The following is a 17858-nucleotide window of genomic DNA, read 5'->3' as shown; positions in this document are numbered from 1 at the left end:
ATAATAAGCACTAAGAAAATTATACTACAAACAAATCATCACAGAATTTTATAGTATGCATTGTATTTTTATTCAATTCAAATAGCAATTAATCCTTGAAATCAAAAAATCCATACGCAGTATTTTCTCATTTTTGCCTTAGAACTCCTGCATTTTCCAGAGATTTTTATGAGGCTATTACTAAAGAAACAGAAATCCATCCGGATACTTATAAGGAAACCTGGAGAAACAAGATTATTAGAGAAGCTATTTTCTTAGCTTCACCAGAATTATACAAGGAAATCCAAAAATGGATGGATCATCAAATCAGTGATCCTGAAACTATCAAGAGATTACAACACTCCTTTTTAAAATATATCGCCAGAATTACCAGCCGTTGTACACCTTTTGGCCTATTTGCTGGATGCACTGCAGGAACTATGGGAGCAAAAACTCATATCCAACTCGATCATCTGGACTCTTATATCCGGCAAACGCGGTTTGATATGAACTTTCTGGTGGCATGCTCGCAAGAATTTCAACAACAACCACACATAAAAAAACAATTAACTTGGTTTCCCAATAATAGTCTATATAAAATTGGAAATCAATATCGTTATGTAGAATATACATATACTGAACAGAATCGTAGAGAGCATTCTCTGGAGGCAGTTACCCATACGTCTTATTTGCAAGAAGTAATAGAAATCGCAAAAACAGGTGTTACTATAGATAAATTAGTGGATGTATTAATACAAGATGATGAAATTACCATACAAGATGCGACCGATTATATTCATACACTCATAGAAAACCAAATTCTAATCAGTGAATTGGAACCATCTGTTAGTGGAGACGATTTTTTACAGCAAATGAAAGAAATCCTTCAGCAATATATTGATACTACTCATCTTTGTCATCAAATAACGGAATATCAAGACTTTTTACAGAAAATAGATCAACAGTTTGGCAATCCTATAAAAGTATATACCCAATTTATCAAATTAGTACAGCAGATTAATGTACCAATGGATCAAAAATATGTATTTCAGACAGATATATATCCTAAAACTGTTATACGACAACTAGATATTAAGTGGACTTATAAGATCAAAAGATTGATGTCTGTATTGAATAAAATGACAAACGCATCTACAGAAAATCACCTGAGTCGTTTTATCAAAGCATTTAGTAATAGGTATGAAAGTCGCGAAATTGCACTTACTACCGCATTAGATACAGAAATCGGAATCGGATATATTCAAGGGCAAGACGCTTCAGACACAACTCCTTTTCTCGATGGGCTCGATATTCACTATAAAAAAACACAAGAGCAATCCTTATCTTGGACTCCTCTGCAACAGATACTTGCCAAAAAGTTAACGCGAGCACAACAAAATAATGCATACATAGTAGAGATCAAAGATACAGATCTCGCAGATTTTACCGAAAACTGGAATAATCTCCCTGATACTATGTCAACCATTGTAGAACTAATTAATCAGGATGGTGTCGAGAAAATGACACTATCTTTTATAGGAGGTAGTTCTGCAACCAATCTTTTAGGCAGATTTACCAATGGAAACCCTGAAATTCTTGAGATTGTAAAGCAAATAGCAGATAAAGAAAAAGAAATGCATCAAGAGCAGGTTGTGGCAGAAATCATTCATCTGCCAGAATCCAGAATTGGGAATGTAATACAGCGATCTACTATTAGAGACTATGAAATCCCGTATCTGGGAAAATCTAACCTGCCATTAGACAACCAAATACCTGTTGATGATTTAATGATTTCTGTTGATAGAGGACAGATGCTACTTCGATCTAAAAAATTGAATGCTTATATAGTACCCAGATTATCTAATGCACATAATTACAGTGCCAATGCACTGCCAATTTATCAATTCTTATGCGACCTCCAAACCCAACAAAAAAGAGCAAGTATCGGTTTTAGCTGGGGAGCAGCATTAGAGAAAAATCAATTCTTACCAAGAGTTATATATGGAGATTTTATTCTATCAAAAGCCCGATGGATTATTCATAAAAATAAATTAACTGAATTGCGTACTGTATCAAAACAACATCTTATAGAAACCATAACGATATGGAGAAAATCGTTACAGATTCCCGGCAGGGTTCAATTAAAAGATGGGGATAATACCTTACTTATCAATATGGAAAATATCGATTCCATACGAATGTGGTTGGATACCGTAAAGAACAGAGCTTCCTGCATGCTCATAGAGTTTTTATTCTCAGAAAAATGCGTGGTAAATAGAAATGACGAAGGTTTTACTAATGAATGTATTATTTCATTTTACAAAAACAGCTAATATGTCTTTTACTTAGAACGCTACATTTTGTCATAAAATTACTGTTGTAAGAAAACCAATGGTAAAAAAAATCAAATAAGCTAACGAATACATGGATACACCAGAAACCAAGAGGATCTTTATTACTGGAGAAGAATGGTTATACTATAAAATTTATTGTGGTAACAGAACGTCTGATCTGATATTATCAGATACCATCCTACCGCTAGTAGAAAAATTAATACAGGATGGTTATATAGACTCATGGTTTTTTATACGATACAATGATCCTGATTTCCATCTTAGAATTAGATTTCATATCAAAAATAATCAGCACATTGGTCCTGTGATACACCAAATAAAAGCATCACTGCTCCCTTATATAGACGCAGATATCGTTTATAAAATACAAACAGACACTTATATCAGGGAATTAGAAAGATATGGAGCCAGAAATATAACTAATTCAGAAACTTTATTTTATAAGGAAAGTATGATGATACTAGAAGCACTTGACCTTATAGAAGACCCGACACTTTATTTTTTATTTGTTCTAAAAGCTATCGATACATTATTAGAAGATTTTGAGTTTACAGACGCCCAAAAACTACAATTAACAACCATGAATCAGAAAGCTTTTAAAAAAGAATTTCAGGTAGATAAAAAGCTGGTTAAGCAATTGAATAAAAAATATGAAGGTTTAAAAGATGAATTATCAGACTTTTTATCTGTGAACCGTCAGAATTCTGCATACGAGCCAATTTATAAAATAGTACTTACTAAAAGCAGCGCTCATAAAGAAGAAGTTAAAAGAGTGCAGGAATATCTATCTAAGCATCCGGGAGAAATACAAGCAGACCATCTTATAAGTAGTTATATACATATGTTTGTTAATAGAGCATTTAGATCCAGGCAACGTTTTTATGAACTTGTATGTTATGATTTTTTAAGCCGGTATTATCGCACACAAATGTATATAGGGTCAAAATGAATCTAGTACTACAATAATAAAAAAGAATTGTTTTACTTTGTCATCATATGAATTATAGTATTCATCTAAATCCAAAAATTAATGCCCAAATTTCCTTTCTATAAACAAGCTGAATCTAAAGATTGTGGTCCTACTTGCATTAAAATAATCGCCAGGCATTATGGAAAGACATTAAACATGACAACGCTGAGATCGATCAGCGAGACTACCAGAGAAGGCAGTTCTTTATTAGGATTAAGTGATGCTGTAGAAAAAATTGGTTTCAGATCACTTGGTGCAAAATTATCATTGAATCAATTGACAGAAGTGCCCCTACCCTGTATTGTTCATTGGCGTAAAATCCATTATGTAGTTGTATTTGATATTAAGACTTCCCGAAAAGGAGGCATGACCATCTATGTTTCTGATCCGGCACACGGACTCATCACCTATACCAAAGAGGAATTTATCAAAGCATGGATTGGCAATAATGCAGATGAAACTACAGAAGAAGGAGTTGCTTTATTAATAGAGCCTACCCCAAAATTCTATGCAGATGATCTGGATGAAGAAGATCAGAAATTTGGATTTAAATTTATATCTAAATATCTTTTTAAGTATAAGAAGTTTATTTTTCAGCTTATTTTAGGATTGATAGCAGGTAGTTTATTACAATTAATAACTCCCTTTTTGACCCAGAGTATTGTAGATGTAGGCATCCAGAATCAGGATCTTAATTTTGTGTATTTGGTACTCATCGCTATGCTTTCTCTTTTTATTGGCAGAACGCTGATTGAAGTATTACGAAGTTGGATTCTGTTACACCTCAGTACCCGTATTAATATCTCTCTTATTTCTGACTTTTTTATCAAACTGATGAACCTGCCGATCTCATACTTTGATGTAAAAATGACAGGAGATTTATTGCAGCGTATTAATGATCATAAACGTATCGAACGGATATTAACAATGTCTTCGCTTAATGTTTTATTCTCACTAGTGAATCTGGTCGTATTTAGTATCGTACTTATATATTACAGCCTTTCTATTTTTGGCATTTTTGCAATAGGGAGTATATTCTATTTTGCATGGATTCTGATTTTTTTTAAAAAGCGAAAAAAACTAGACTATAAGCGATTCTCTCAGGTGAGCGAAGAACAGAGCAGGGTAATTGAGCTGGTCAATGGAATGCAAGAAATCAAATTACACAATGCAGAAAAAAAAATGCGATGGAACTGGGAGTTTGTGCAGGCAAAACTGTTTAAAGTATCTGTAGAAGGATTAGCACTGGAGCAATATCAGAATGTAGGATCTGGTTTTATCAATGAATTAAAAAATATATTAATCATTGTATTATCCGCTAAACTTGTGATCAGTGGAGAAATTACGATAGGTATGATGCTTGCCATAACGGCAATTGTAGGTCAATTAAATGCTCCAATTACGCAACTTATTAGTTTTCTTAGAGAATTACAAGATGCACAGATCTCTCTGGAACGCCTCGGCGAAATCCATAATAAAGAGGATGAAGAGCAACCAGAAGATGAAAAAATATCAGAAGTATCCGAGAATTCGGGGTTTGATATACAAAACATAAGTTTTAGATATATAGGATCAGAAAAACCTGTTTTAAAAAATCTATCGCTTTCTATTCCTTCCAATAAGATTACTGCGGTGGTTGGAGTTAGTGGTAGTGGGAAAACTACCTTAATGAAGCTCCTTCTCAAATTTTATGAACCTGATGAAGGGCAAATTCTTATAGGAACTAATGACTTACAGAAAGTCTCACAAAAATCCTGGAGAGGTCATCTGGGTGTAGTGATGCAAGAAGGGTACATTTTTAATGATACCATTGCTAATAATATAGCCATAGGAGAAGATTATATAGATAAAAAAAAGTTAGCACATGCGGTAGATGTTGCCAATATCAAAGAATTTATAGAATCATTGCCACTATCTTATAATACAAAAATAGGGATGGAAGGTGTAGGACTCAGTACGGGGCAGAAACAACGATTATTTATTGCACGGGCCGTCTATAAAAATCCTAAATTCTTATTTTTTGATGAAGCAACCTCAGCATTAGATGCTAATAACGAAAAAGTTATTATGGAAAAATTAAATACCTTTTTCGAAAATAAAACAGTAATGGTTATTGCTCATCGATTAAGTACCGTAAGAAATGCAGACCAGATAGTAGTATTAGACAAAGGACAAATTATAGAAGCAGGAACCCATGAAGCGCTTGTAAAAAAGAAAGGAAATTATTATCATTTAGTTAAAAATCAATTAGAGTTAGGAACCTGAATTTTTAACTTTTTCAATGTATTAAACGTAGAAACTCAAAAAGATGCCTGATCATTTAGATGACATACAATTAAGAAGTGAGGAGGTTCAGGAAATCCTGACACGTGTTCCGCATTGGATGATCCGATGGGGCAATGTATTGATTTTTGCTTTGGTCATACTACTCTTATTTTTATCCTGGTTAATAAAATATCCAGATGTTATAAAAGCAGAAGCAATAGTAACTGCACAGGTTCCACCTCAAAAAGAATATGCAAAAGTAACAGGGGAAATCGAAAAAATTCTAGTCGAGGACGGGCAGATTGTTCCAGAAGGCACTCCATTAGCAATCATTAGAAATACAGCAAATTACCAGGATGTTTTTACGCTAAAATCAATGATAGATAGTGTAGCAATCAATAGTCTGGACATTAGTTTTCCTTTAGATAAAATCCCAGTATTGTTTCTGGGGGATATAGAAACTAGTTTTGCATTATTTGAAAACAATTATCTGGCATATTCTCTTAATAAAGAATTACAACCCTTTTCTAATGAATCGCTAGCCAACCAAGTATCGCTATCAGAATTATATCGAAGACAAGCCAATCTAAAAGGTCAAAAAAGAATCGCTAAAACCGAACTGGATTTTAAGAAAAGAGATTTTGACAGGCAAAAAGGCTTATTTGATAAGGGAATTATATCAGCACAAGAATTCGAAAGTAAGAAAATAGCGTATCTACAGGCAGAAAGAGATTATGAAAGTAATAATGTGCAACTTTCGCAGATTACAGAAGGTATTAGTACCGCTTCAAAAACATCAAAAGGCACAGAAATCAGCCAACGTAAAGAAGAAATTAATCTAAGAACAAAGTTATTACAATCCTTTGACCAGCTTAAGAAAAGTATCAAAGATTGGGAGTTACAGTATGTACTCACCTCAGATATTACAGGTCGTGTTTCTTTTATGAACTTTTGGAATGAGAATCAAACAGTGCTGGCAGGAGATTTAGTTTTTAGTATCATTCCATCAGAAAACTCTTCTTATATTGCTAAAATTAAAGCCCCGTCACAAAACTCTGGTAAAATAAAAGTGGGGCAAAAAGCAAATATCAAACTAGAAAATTATCCCGATGATGAATTCGGAATGCTACAAGGAACAGTAGAACATATTTCCCTTTTACCTGATAGAGATGGACTATACCTGATAGATGTTGCACTTCCGAAAGATTTAATTACTTCATACTACAAAAAAATTGAATTTAGACACGAGATGAGAGGTGTTGTCATGATCATCACAGAAGACCTTCGGCTCATCGATCGCTTTTTTTATCAGTTCAAAAGTTTAGTAGACCAGTAGCATAAAGCACACTTTTTCTTTTAAAACACTTATAAAAATCCTCTCGTAAATCGGCTATTGCTTATTAATAGCAGACGCCTTCTCTCATTTTAGCAGCATTATACACTTCCTTTGAAACTCCTATAAACACTACAAACTTAAAATTAATTAGAAAAAAGTGGAGAAAACAGGGTAATAAAATCTACAGAAGAGACACTATTATATTGAAACCTCACAATAAAGAAAAAAACATACTATTATTTAGGAATTTATGAAATCGCCATGTTCTTTTTTTTAAGCTGTATCAATTTGTGATCTGGAATAAAAAATAAGTGTACTATTGCAAAAAATTTAAAGAAATACTATTTAAAAAATGAAAAACACCTACTCATAAGTCTTTTACTACTTTTTGGTTATAACTGTTATTCACAAATTAGATTTGAGAACGGATATTTTATTACAAACAACGGAGAGAAAATTAATTGTTTTATAAAAAATGAAGGATGGAAAAATAATCCAACTGCGTTCTCTTATAAAATAAATGAAAACGATACTCTAAAAACGGCATCAATACAAACTGTTAAAGCATTTAGCCTTACTAATGGGGCTTTATATAAACGATTTTTAGTCAATATTGATAAATCCAGTAATCAGATCAATCAGCTAAGCAAGCATAAAGAAGTTGAGTTTATAGAAGAAACTGTATTCTTAAAAAAATTAATAGAAGACAAGGCAAGTCTCTACATATATGAGCAAAGCAACCTAACTCGTTATTTCTATCATACAAAAGAAACAGAGATCAAACAATTGATTTATAAAAGCTATCTGGATGGAACAACTAAAAGAACGAATACAAACTACAAAACCCAACTTTGGACAGACTTGCAATGCAGTAATATTTCTTTAAAAGAAGTCAGAAGTACAGAATACAAAAGAAAATCTTTAACAAAGTATTTCCTTAAGTATAATAATTGTAATGGTGACATATCTAATGTTGTGAATTCTCAGGAAAAAGGACGTTTTAAACTTACTGCAATTGGTGGAATAAGTGCTAATTCTTTAAAGGTCAGTAATCGCATAGATAATATTCCCACCATTGATTTTGATAGCAAGTTTACTTTTAGAATAGGGCTAGAATCAGAATACATTTTTGCTTTTAACAGAAATAAGTGGGCAGCATTTTTAACCCCTACTTATCAGTCTTTTAATAGTAATAAAGACATTATATTTCTTAGGCAATCATCAGGAGCATTAACTACCAATATGGATGTCAATTATCAATCTATAGAAGTACCTCTAGGAATTAGACACTATATGTTTCTCAATACGAATTCTAAGCTTTTTATTGATGGGGCATTAGTACTTGATATTCCTTTAAATTCAGAAATAGTATATGAAGACTATATAGATGATTTTAAAGTTAGCTCTGGTATCAGCTTTTCTGCTGGCATTGGATACGATTACAAGAATAGATATAAAGTGCAGCTACGATATGCTCCCAGAGATTTAGGAGATGGTGGAGCATCCTCCTATAAGTACAGCTCTATCTCTTTGGTGCTCGGGTATTCTATTTTTAATAATATTAAATAAACTCTCAATTCCTAACAGTTAGTAATAAGTAGTACTTTACCCTGACTTATTTATTTTCTAAGTAAAGGCAAAGTCTCCTGACTTGGCAGAATGCTCAAAACGGATTTACAATGCTAATAATCATTTATTTAATAAATCATATGTAACTTATTATATGCACCAATTTAAAGAGCATTTAGTCAATATTCGAGTGTCTTACTTAGATAGAGACTGAGACGATCAGACATATGCTCTTAGAAATAATAAAGTATCTTTATAATAATCTCATCTAACAGCAATGTAATACCCAATAATTCGTTCAAGCTTCAAAAATGGAATAGTGTTTGTGCGATTGGTGGAAATATTTAAGATAATAAAATTATGAAAAATTACATATTATATTTATTATTAATAGTTTGTATGAATGTTTATTCTCAGAACAGATATGAGACCGATAGCATTACAGCATATTCATTAATTAAAAATGAGATGGCTAATCTCAAAGAAAGAGGTATTGAAAAAACTAATGTGATTTCTTTATTCGATGACACAGGTAAGATTATTATTTTTTGGAAAGAAAAAGAAAAATATAGAGCAGTAAAAATGCATTACAAAGGGAAGGAATCTAATAAAGTTAAAAAACAAATGCTTTCAAAATTAGATAAAAAAAATATTGAGTTAATTTTTAAAAACCCTCAAATTTTATCTAAAATATCTAACTCTAATTGCAATGAAAAGGCTCATTCTCTTAATAAAGTTAATATAAATACTGAAAAATATTCTAACAGTTTTTTCTCGAATTGTGAACAAGACAATGAACTAATACCATTTACATCACTATATTTTAGTTTAAGGTAGTAGCTTAATTTATATAAATTATAAAACCACCTTTAACGAGTTGGTTTTTTAGTATAAGAGTTAATTATCCACCTGAGGATTCAATTAATGACGATTTAGCAACAACAGAATACTTGCTTAATAATTTAGTTTGGCATGAGTTTGTAAATGAAAATAATAGACCTTCAATAGATGAGTTTAATCAAAAAACAATTTATAATTATTGGCTTAAAAGAATAAATGAATGTAAGTAGTCATCCCCCAGTAGATGCAGAAAACACTTCTAAAAACAGTCTCTCTGAAGTCACAGGTAATAAAGATCCTTTTGTAGGAGATTAGAAACAATTATCTCCAACAGGTTGGAAAAGTATAAATTTTGATGTTGATGGTAGTATAGCGTGCTTTTATGGATGCAATTCAGATGAGTTTGCATTAAAATTTCTATCCTATCAAGATGTAAAATATACAACAGGAACTTTTGGTGGTTCTGGGGGATCATATTCTTTTCAAGGAGGGTTTTCAGCAAGTTGGTTTAATCCTTTAGGAAGAAATGTTTATCAAGTATCGCAAGAAGGAGGAAAAGTTCTTCCTAGACTAATTTATTCAGAAGATATGCCTGTTTCTAATTATACTGATTCAAGTGGAGGAGCAAGGCGATTAAAATATAGTGATGTTGAAGGTAATAATTGGAGTTATCGAGAATCAAAAATTAGTATTTATGGTAATCCATCAATTGATAAAAATTCAAAAACTGTAATTTCTGGATCAAAAGAATAATTATTATGAATTTAAAAAAAGTTTTGACTTATTTATTTTTATTTATGTTTATAAGCTCAGTTTTGTCTTTGATTATAAATATATATATACTTGATAATGGCTTTAAAGTAGGTTTTCCTTATACTTTTTATTGGGAATTTCAAATAACAGGGAGCGATTTTAAAAATTATAGTTGGTTTATTGAAAAAGGCATAATAGACATATTAATTTATGTCGCTGTATCTTTTATATTAATTAGAGTTTTTAAAAAAAACTCAGCAAGCACTCCTTTATAATATGTGCTCGGCTGAAGATGCTGGCGGGGTTACCTCCCAGATGGTCAGAAAATAATTATAGCAAGTAATACTAGCACAACATTAACACATCTTGCACAAATCGCAGCTACTAGTAAAGGTCGTAAAAGATTAGATAGATTGATTAATTCCCCCGCTGTTCCATAGTATGTTTGCTACCGCAATGCATTATTAAATTATTTGAAATGAAAAAAAAATGGTATCAAATAGGAATATTAGATAAAAATTTATGTAGTAATTGTAATTCTGAATTTCAAGGATTACAAACTCTAGACCATCATTCACAAATTTGTCCTAGTTGTAAAATAGAATGCATCTGGTTTTCATTTAAAAATGAAAAAACATTGCAAATAATACCTGAATTTGCTCCTAAAGAATTTCAAACTTTTATTAAATGGGCTCAAAAAGAGTTTGATGAAATAGAATTTTTGGAACTAATTTTGAGTTTTGAAGAAATAGCAGAAGCATTATGAATAAAACTCCCCACTAGCGCCAGAATATTTCTGGTACCGTCAGCGATTGGCAGTTAAGAGTAAATAAATATAAGAACCAGTTTCAGAAATGTAGCTAATTATATGCACCAATATAAAGAGCATTTAGTCAATATTCGAGTGTTTTACTTAGATAGAGACAGAGACGATCAGACACATGTTCTTAGAAATAATAAAGTATCTTGATGATAATCTCATCTAACAGCGATGTAATACCCAATAATTCGTTCAAGTTTCAAAAATGGAATAGTGTTTGTCCAATTGGTGGAAATATTTAATTAAGTAAAATGATATTAAAATTAGCAGCTGAAGATTTCGCAAGATGTTATGGAATTTTAATTTTAGATGATAATTTTCTAATAGAAATTGATCATTCTTTAATTCCTAAAAGTTTAATTAAAGAATTAAAAAAAATGATTCTGACTATTACAAGTATACAGGAATGTCAATTTATGAATTAAAAAAAATTGATTCTGAAATCAATTCTTTAGATGAAAGAGGTATACAATTATTGAAGCATATTTATAACTCCAATATTTTCAAAGAAATAAAGGAATACCAATATTATAGTAGAGGAAGTGATCAATTTTTATTTTCTTTAGATCGGAATGGGAAAATTATAAATCCCCATGTCGTTCAATAGTATGGTGTCTTCCCATTAATAACAGAATATTTATGGTGCCGTCAGTGATTAGCGGTTAAGAGAGTATAAAAATTAAAGTAAGCCCATTTGTACAAATTGAGTGCAAACAAAAAAGCTTCAAAAGATCAAAATCCTCAGAAGCTCCGTATTTACCAGTGGAGAAGATGGGAGTCGAACCCACGACCTCTTGACTGCCAGTCAAACGCTCTAGCCAGCTGAGCTAAATCCCCTGTACAATCCCAAAAATACTCTTTTTTCTTAAAATTTATCTAAATATGAATCCTGATCTGATCAGAAACTATAAACAGTAGGATAAAGTTAGTACTTTTGGTCTATATTAAAACTAATGATAAGAAAAGCAACGCCCTCTGATCTAAATCAAATCCATCGCCTTACTCAGGCTTGTGCCAGTGCTATGATCAAACAGGGGATTTATCAATGGAATGAACATTATCCCACTAAATCCCGTTTTCAAAAAGATATAGAATTACAGGAATTATATGTATTAGAAATAGACCTGACAATCCAAGGGATTATTGTACTTACTTCCATAATGGATGATGAATATATTCCTGTACAGTGGCTTACCAAGAATGAAAACAATCTATACATTCATCGACTTGCGGTGCATCCTGACGTATGGGGTAAAGGATACGCGCAACAATTGATGACATATGCAGAAACCTTTGCAAAAAATAATAAGTACCAATCCATACGCTTAGATACATTTAGTCAAAATAAAAGAAATCAGCAGTTTTACAAAACCCGAGGATATAAAAAGTTAAGCGACATCTATTTTCCTAAACAAAGCCAACATCCTTTTTATTGTTATGAATTGATTGTATGAATAGCATCAGTTTTAAAAATATAAACCGATTAGCAGTTCCTGCTATTATTGCAGGAATTGCTGAGCCTTTACTGTCCATAACTGACACTGCTATTGTAGGTAATATCCCTGAGTATGGCACAGAATCATTAGCAGCTGTAGGGATCGTAGGTTCTTTTCTATCAGCCCTTATCTGGATACTGGGTCAGACCCGTAGCGCAATATCTGCGATCATTTCACAGTATCTGGGAGCAGGAAAAATTAAGGAAGTATCCACATTGCCTGCGCAAGCAATTTTTTTTAATATACTCTTAAGTATTATCGTACTGTTATCAACTATCTTTTTTGTAGAAGAGATTTTTAAACTCTATAATGCCAAAGGATTGATATTAGATTATTGCGTTGATTACTATAATATAAGGGTATGGGGATTTCCACTCACCTTATTTACATTTGCTGTTTTCGGAATCTTCCGAGGATTACAAAATACGTTCTGGCCTATGGTGGTTGCCTTAATTGGTGCTTTTGTCAATATAGGATTAGATTTCATACTTGTATTTGGGATTGATGAATTTATTCATCCTATGGGAATCAAAGGAGCAGCCTGGGCAAGCCTTATCTCTCAGTTTATAATGGCATTAATTGTTTTTATCTTATTAATCGTCAAAACAAAGGTGAGTCTTAGATTACGTTTTCCCTTGCATAACGAATTAGGAAGATTAGTACGTATGAGTCTCAATCTTTTTGTAAGATCGGTGGCACTTAATGTTGCTTTATATTTTGCTACTTCCTATGCAACTGACTATGGTGATGAATATATAGCCGCCTATACTATTACTATGAACATATGGTTATTAGCCGCATTTTTTATTGATGGCTATGGTGCGGCAGGTAATATTCTCGGAGGAAAACTATTAGGTTCCAAAGATTATAATGCACTCTGGAAATTAGGCAAGCGTGTCGCTTCTTATGGTATAGGAATGAGCATCATATTAGCGATATCAGGGTTCATATTTTATGAACAAATCGGAACCTTATTTACAAAAGATGATGAGGTATTACGAGTTTTTTATAATGTGTTTTTTATTGTACTGATTGTTCAACCTATCAATGGTTTTGCTTTTGTTTTTGATGGAATTTTTAAAGGATTAGGCGAAATGGGATATCTAAGAAATGTCCTTTTAGGCGCTACTTTTATTGGATTTCTACCCACATTGTTTTTCTGTGATTATTTTGATTTAAAACTACACGGAATCTGGATTGCCTTTACCGTTTGGGCACTATTTAGAGGAATTTCTTTAATTATAAAATTCAGGAATAAATTTATTCCTTTGATCCAAAAATAATACCCAAATCGTAATAGAATGATTCGGGTATCTTGGTATCCAATTACGATTCTCTGCTACTGTCTAATCTATATTAGCAGCAACCTGACACGTTTTTGTTTCTCTATCAAAAAAAATCAGTCACCGTTTGGACCGTCTATGTATACTATTCTGATCCTAAATCTGCATCAAACTGTATAATCTGTCCTCCTACCAATCGATCACATTCAATTGCAAATTGTTCATCGGTTGCTCCTGCATTAATGGTAAATGTCTTACTCTGACCTGCTAGCAATCCCTTTAGGCTAGTTGTTGATCTCACACCGTTAACAGAAGGAAATGCATCATAATAAATAGGAGCAAGACCTATATTCATGATAGTTACTTTTGTAGTTGCACCATTACTTTTAAAAGAAGTTACCTTAAAGCGATATCCAATATTAATAGCAGCTTCTTCGATTCTTTTTGCAGTTTGATATTTTAATTGATCGTTACCAATTATATAACTGATATCATACAAATCGGCTAATTCTTCAAAACTAGTTCCATGAGGACCATTAGGCACATCCAGCATATGTTTCTGATCATAATTGGAGTAATAGCTAAACTCTCCTCCTGCAACTTGAGTAGCAGCTCTTGTAGCACCAAAAGTAAGCCAGGAAGCTCTATTATATTCTTGATCATTCTTAGAATGTTTACTATGTAAAAAAGAATCATCAAACAATCCAAATCCAAGATTCATTAAAGAACTATTTCCTTTAATAGGTGAAAATTCATTATCAGCGGCATCAATAGATATTGCCCACCGCAACTCCGTAAATACAGAATCTACATGTTTGAGAAATGTTGTCTGGTAATCCTTTGAAGGAAAGGTCTTCCCTAATGCTAATGGACCGTCATATAAGTGATACTCAGAATACGATCCAAACCCAACTTGTACAAATGCCAATCTGGGGTCTGTATTATATCGTTCAGCAAATTTAGTAAAGAATTTTAATGTAAAATCCTGTAATTCCTGATGAGACCAATCAGGAAGGTACGTCTTACTACCTTCTACTCGTTTTATCTGATCCGTATAATCACTTAAATTCCGAATGTAATCTGGCACACTAGGAGTAGTTACCCCAGGATAGGTATATCTAAATCGTAAAAGTACCTGCCTGCCACGAGCAGCAGCATTCATTAATAAATTATCCACTACAGACCAGTCATATACATCCTTCTGGGATACTACGTCTGAGTAAATAAGATATGAGTATTCTAATTGTACCTTATTGCCTAATGAAGAAAGATCAGACTCATTATCTGCCCAAAAAACAATACCTGTCATTGGTTGCACTCTATCCACATTGCCGTGTAAGCCGACATTGACAAAATCCTGCCCTTGTACAATCATAGCCGCAAGAATTGCGATGACAAAAGCCATTTCTTTACATAATAATAGTAGTTTCTTTATTATGTCTTTTAATAATGATCGGCGTGCCTTTAAGATGCCTGAATTCATGGTAATGTATTTTACGTTAGCTAGATAAAACTTTTAAAACATTATCTTTAAAAAAATCAAAAATAAGGTTTTGAAATAATATTTTGAAATATAAATTTCATATAATTTGTTTTCACTTCTCCATAATACATAATGACCATCTAATACTTGTCAAAACTATACCTATTGGCAAAGTCTTCCTGACTAACATTTTATAGAATTTTTGACTTTTCCCACTGCTGCTCTTGAAATGAAAAATAGTACATTTGAATAAATCTTCTTTTTATGACAACTTCAAGACTTAACGGAAGTTTATATACACATGTAGAAAATAAAATTGCAACTATAGAATTTGGGCATCCAGCCAGTAATTCTTTTCCATCAGAATTATTAGATAGACTCACTCAGGCATTTGATCAGTTATCTGTAAATGATATGGTACATGTGATCATATTAAAATCAGAAGGAAAGAAAGCTTTCTGCGCAGGTGCTTCTTTTGATGAGTTGGTATCGATTACAACTTTAGAAGAAGGAAAAAAATTCTTTTCGGGATTCGCTAATGTAATCAATGCAATGCGCAGATGTAAAAAACCAATTGTAGGCAGAGTACAAGGAAAAACTGTGGGTGGAGGCGTCGGATTAGCAGCGGCATGTGATTATTGTATGGCTACAGAAGCTGCAGCGATTAAGCTAAGCGAATTAACAATCGGGATTGGCCCCTTCGTTATAGAACCTGCAGTATCAAGAAAAATAGGATTGGCAGGGTTTAAAGCTATGGCCTGGGATGCATCCCAATGGAAAAATGCATACTGGGCAAAAGAAAAGGGTTTATATGCACAAGTTTTTGAAACTATTGCAGAATTAGACAAAGAAATTGAGCTGTTTGCAGAAAAACTTGCAAGCTATCATCCGGAAGCAACACAACAAATGAAAAAAATAAGTTGGCAAGGAACCGATCACTGGACAGAGTTATTGATAGAAAGAGCCATGATCTCTGGCGAACTGGTGCTATCAGATTTTACTAAAAAAGCGTTGGCTAAGTTTAAAAAATAAATGCTTTTGCAGTAACATCTCATACGACAGAAACTCTATTAAAAATAAGAAGTTTATAACATATCAATTAAACATCACTCACATGAAAAATCAAATCATTTGTCTGTTACTCGTTATCTTTTCTATAAGTTGTAAGAACACAACAGATACAAATGAAAATCAGGGTATTCAAAACATGGAAAAGGATACTGTTACGATTTCTATGGACACCAATGCCGCAGCATTTTTAGAAGATTCCACAGTGACAGCAATTTCTATTGGGGTGTATAAAAACGGTAAATCATATACCGGTCACTATGGTGAGTTAGATCGTCAAAAAGGAAATCCGCCTACAGATTCGACTTTTTATGAAATTGCTTCTGTAACAAAAACATTTACAGGTACACTCGTTGCTCAGGCAATATTAGATGGAAAATTAAGTCTGGAGGATGATATCCGGAAATACTTAGATGGAGATTATAACAATCTGCAATATGATGGGCACCCTATTTTAATCAAACATGTACTTACACATACGGCACGATTACCCTCTAATAATAAGGGTATTGATGAATTATTTAAAAATGAAGCTGATAGCCTTGCTTTCAAGTTTAATGAAATTGAGAAAAATTATAATAAAGAAAAATACTTTAGTCATTTGCAAGAAATCACCTTAGACACCCTACCAGGAACAAAATATAATTATTCTAATGTGGGAGCAAATCTAATGGGTCATATTCTGGAAGTAGTCTATAAAAAATCGTTTACACAGTTACTCGACCAATTCATTTTAAAAAAATCAGGGATGAATACCTCAAAAATGATACTAACTGAAGAAGAAAGTAATCGATTAGCTAATGGATATAATAATGATGGTGATTTAATGCCCCATCTTCCAGTATCCAATACATTATGGGGCGCAGAAGGAGGACTAAAATCTACCATGCCAGATATGATAAAATATATGCAATTTCAGATGGACTCTACAAATGCTGTAGCGCAGGAATCACATAAGAAAATTCATAAAGAAAATGCAACAGAGTGGATAGGCTATTTTTGGCGTGTAGAGCAAGATGAGGATGGTATCTACTATCACCATCACGGAGGAGCTTTTGGAGCAAATACTTATTTTTTTATATATCCACACTATAATCTGGGTATTGTAGCAAGTACTAATTGTAGTGGTCGTATCGCATCTGCTAATTTAAAAAGTGCTGTAGATGGACTGTTAGATGATTTAAAACCTTTTGGTAAAAAATCAATTTCTCGTGCTATTACTACCCTCTGTTTTGAAGATATAGATAAAGGAATTACCTATTACCATCAACTAAAAAAAGAAAAACCCGAGGGATATAACTTCGAAAAAGAAGGCGAACTAAATTCACTAGGCTATGCGTTGCTTAGAAAGGGAGAAGTAAAAGCTGCTATAAAAATATTCACATTATTGGTAGCAGAATTTCCAGAAGCATTTAATCCTTATGATAGTTTAGGAGAAGGATATTTTGAAGATAAAAATTATCAAATGTCCTTATTAAATTATGAGAAATCGTTAGCATTAAATCCAGAAAATGACAATGCAAAAATGATGATTGATAAAATAAAAAATAACAAAGAAAAATAAATAGCATCCTGTCTCAGGAACATCAGATGATAGGCTCAACATTAAATTATGGATATACTAAGTTTTTTAGGTGGTAAC

Annotated in this window: 15 protein-coding genes and 1 tRNA gene; 14 read left to right on the top strand and 2 right to left on the bottom strand. The window is 32.5% G+C overall.

From position 1 onward, the window contains the following. The first annotated feature begins 95 nt into the window (after positions 1-95). The 10 genes from ABD816_RS18385 to ABD816_RS18340 all read left to right on the top strand — a co-directional run bounded on the left by ABD816_RS18385 (position 96) and on the right by ABD816_RS18340 (position 11311). Complete coding sequence (locus tag ABD816_RS18385) at positions 96-2312, top strand: lantibiotic dehydratase family protein (RefSeq protein ID WP_344929882.1); 2217 nt, start codon at positions 96-98, stop codon at positions 2310-2312. A 91-nt stretch (positions 2313-2403) separates the two neighbouring features. Continuing rightward, positions 2404-3282, top strand: a complete 879-nt coding sequence (locus ABD816_RS18380; protein ID WP_344929881.1) for a thiopeptide-type bacteriocin biosynthesis protein — start codon at positions 2404-2406, stop codon at positions 3280-3282. An 81-nt stretch (positions 3283-3363) separates the two neighbouring features. Then, positions 3364-5568: a peptidase domain-containing ABC transporter gene (locus tag ABD816_RS18375; RefSeq protein ID WP_344929880.1), complete on the top strand. Its 2205-nt coding sequence runs from the start codon at positions 3364-3366 to the stop codon at positions 5566-5568. A gap of 43 nt (positions 5569-5611) precedes the next feature. Further along, complete coding sequence (locus ABD816_RS18370; protein WP_344929878.1) at positions 5612-6904, top strand: HlyD family secretion protein; 1293 nt, start codon at positions 5612-5614, stop codon at positions 6902-6904. 786 nt (positions 6905-7690) lie between these two features. Then, entirely contained in the window at positions 7691-8473 is a 783-nt protein-coding gene (locus ABD816_RS18365) for a porin family protein (RefSeq protein WP_344929876.1), read from the top strand. A 360-nt stretch (positions 8474-8833) separates the two neighbouring features. Then, positions 8834-9310 carry a hypothetical protein gene (locus ABD816_RS18360; protein ID WP_344929874.1) on the top strand — a complete coding sequence of 159 codons (477 nt, stop codon included), beginning with the start codon at positions 8834-8836 and terminating at the stop codon, positions 9308-9310. 591 nt (positions 9311-9901) lie between these two features. Further along, the gene (locus tag ABD816_RS18355) at positions 9902-10066 is read left to right on the top strand and encodes a hypothetical protein (protein WP_344929872.1); all 165 of its coding nucleotides are present in this window, start codon (positions 9902-9904) and stop codon (positions 10064-10066) included. Positions 10067-10071: 5 nt separating this feature from the next. Further along, a complete protein-coding gene (locus ABD816_RS18350) occupies positions 10072-10341 on the top strand; it encodes a hypothetical protein (protein WP_344929870.1) in 270 nt (89 codons plus the stop codon). Positions 10342-10544: 203 nt separating this feature from the next. Further along, positions 10545-10832 (top strand): hypothetical protein, encoded by a 288-nt coding sequence (locus ABD816_RS18345; RefSeq protein WP_344929868.1) that lies wholly within the window; start codon positions 10545-10547, stop codon positions 10830-10832. 305 nt (positions 10833-11137) lie between these two features. Beyond that, the gene (locus ABD816_RS18340; protein WP_344929867.1) at positions 11138-11311 is read left to right on the top strand and encodes a hypothetical protein; all 174 of its coding nucleotides are present in this window, start codon (positions 11138-11140) and stop codon (positions 11309-11311) included. 338 nt (positions 11312-11649) lie between these two features. On the opposite strand, the gene ABD816_RS18335 is transcribed toward ABD816_RS18340, so the two are convergent. After that, a tRNA-Ala gene (locus ABD816_RS18335) sits at positions 11650-11723 on the bottom strand. Positions 11724-11839: 116 nt separating this feature from the next. Here ABD816_RS18335 and ABD816_RS18330 point away from each other — a divergent pair. Continuing rightward, positions 11840-12340 carry a GNAT family N-acetyltransferase gene (locus tag ABD816_RS18330; protein ID WP_344929865.1) on the top strand — a complete coding sequence of 167 codons (501 nt, stop codon included), beginning with the start codon at positions 11840-11842 and terminating at the stop codon, positions 12338-12340. After that, entirely contained in the window at positions 12337-13665 is a 1329-nt protein-coding gene (locus ABD816_RS18325; RefSeq protein ID WP_344929863.1) for an MATE family efflux transporter, read from the top strand. Before ABD816_RS18330 ends, ABD816_RS18325 begins: the two co-directional genes overlap by 4 nt. Positions 13666-13810: 145 nt before the next feature. On the opposite strand, the gene ABD816_RS18320 is transcribed toward ABD816_RS18325, so the two are convergent. Next, entirely contained in the window at positions 13811-15148 is a 1338-nt protein-coding gene (locus tag ABD816_RS18320; protein ID WP_344929861.1) for a hypothetical protein, read from the bottom strand. Between the two features lie 264 nt (positions 15149-15412). On the opposite strand from ABD816_RS18320, the gene ABD816_RS18315 reads away from it, so the two are divergent. Both ABD816_RS18315 and ABD816_RS18310 read left to right on the top strand, forming a co-directional pair. After that, complete coding sequence (locus ABD816_RS18315) at positions 15413-16180, top strand: enoyl-CoA hydratase/isomerase family protein (RefSeq protein ID WP_344929859.1); 768 nt, start codon at positions 15413-15415, stop codon at positions 16178-16180. Between the two features lie 82 nt (positions 16181-16262). Next, positions 16263-17780, top strand: coding sequence for a serine hydrolase domain-containing protein (locus ABD816_RS18310; protein WP_344929858.1), 1518 nt, complete (start codon positions 16263-16265; stop codon positions 17778-17780). Positions 17781-17858 lie beyond the last annotated feature (78 nt).

It is taken from the genome of Aquimarina addita (assembly GCF_039539305.1).
GTDB classification, from domain to species: Bacteria; Bacteroidota; Bacteroidia; order Flavobacteriales; family Flavobacteriaceae; genus Aquimarina; species Aquimarina addita.
Note: the sequence above shows the minus strand (reverse complement) of the source record. Positions and strands in the feature narration are given on the sequence as shown.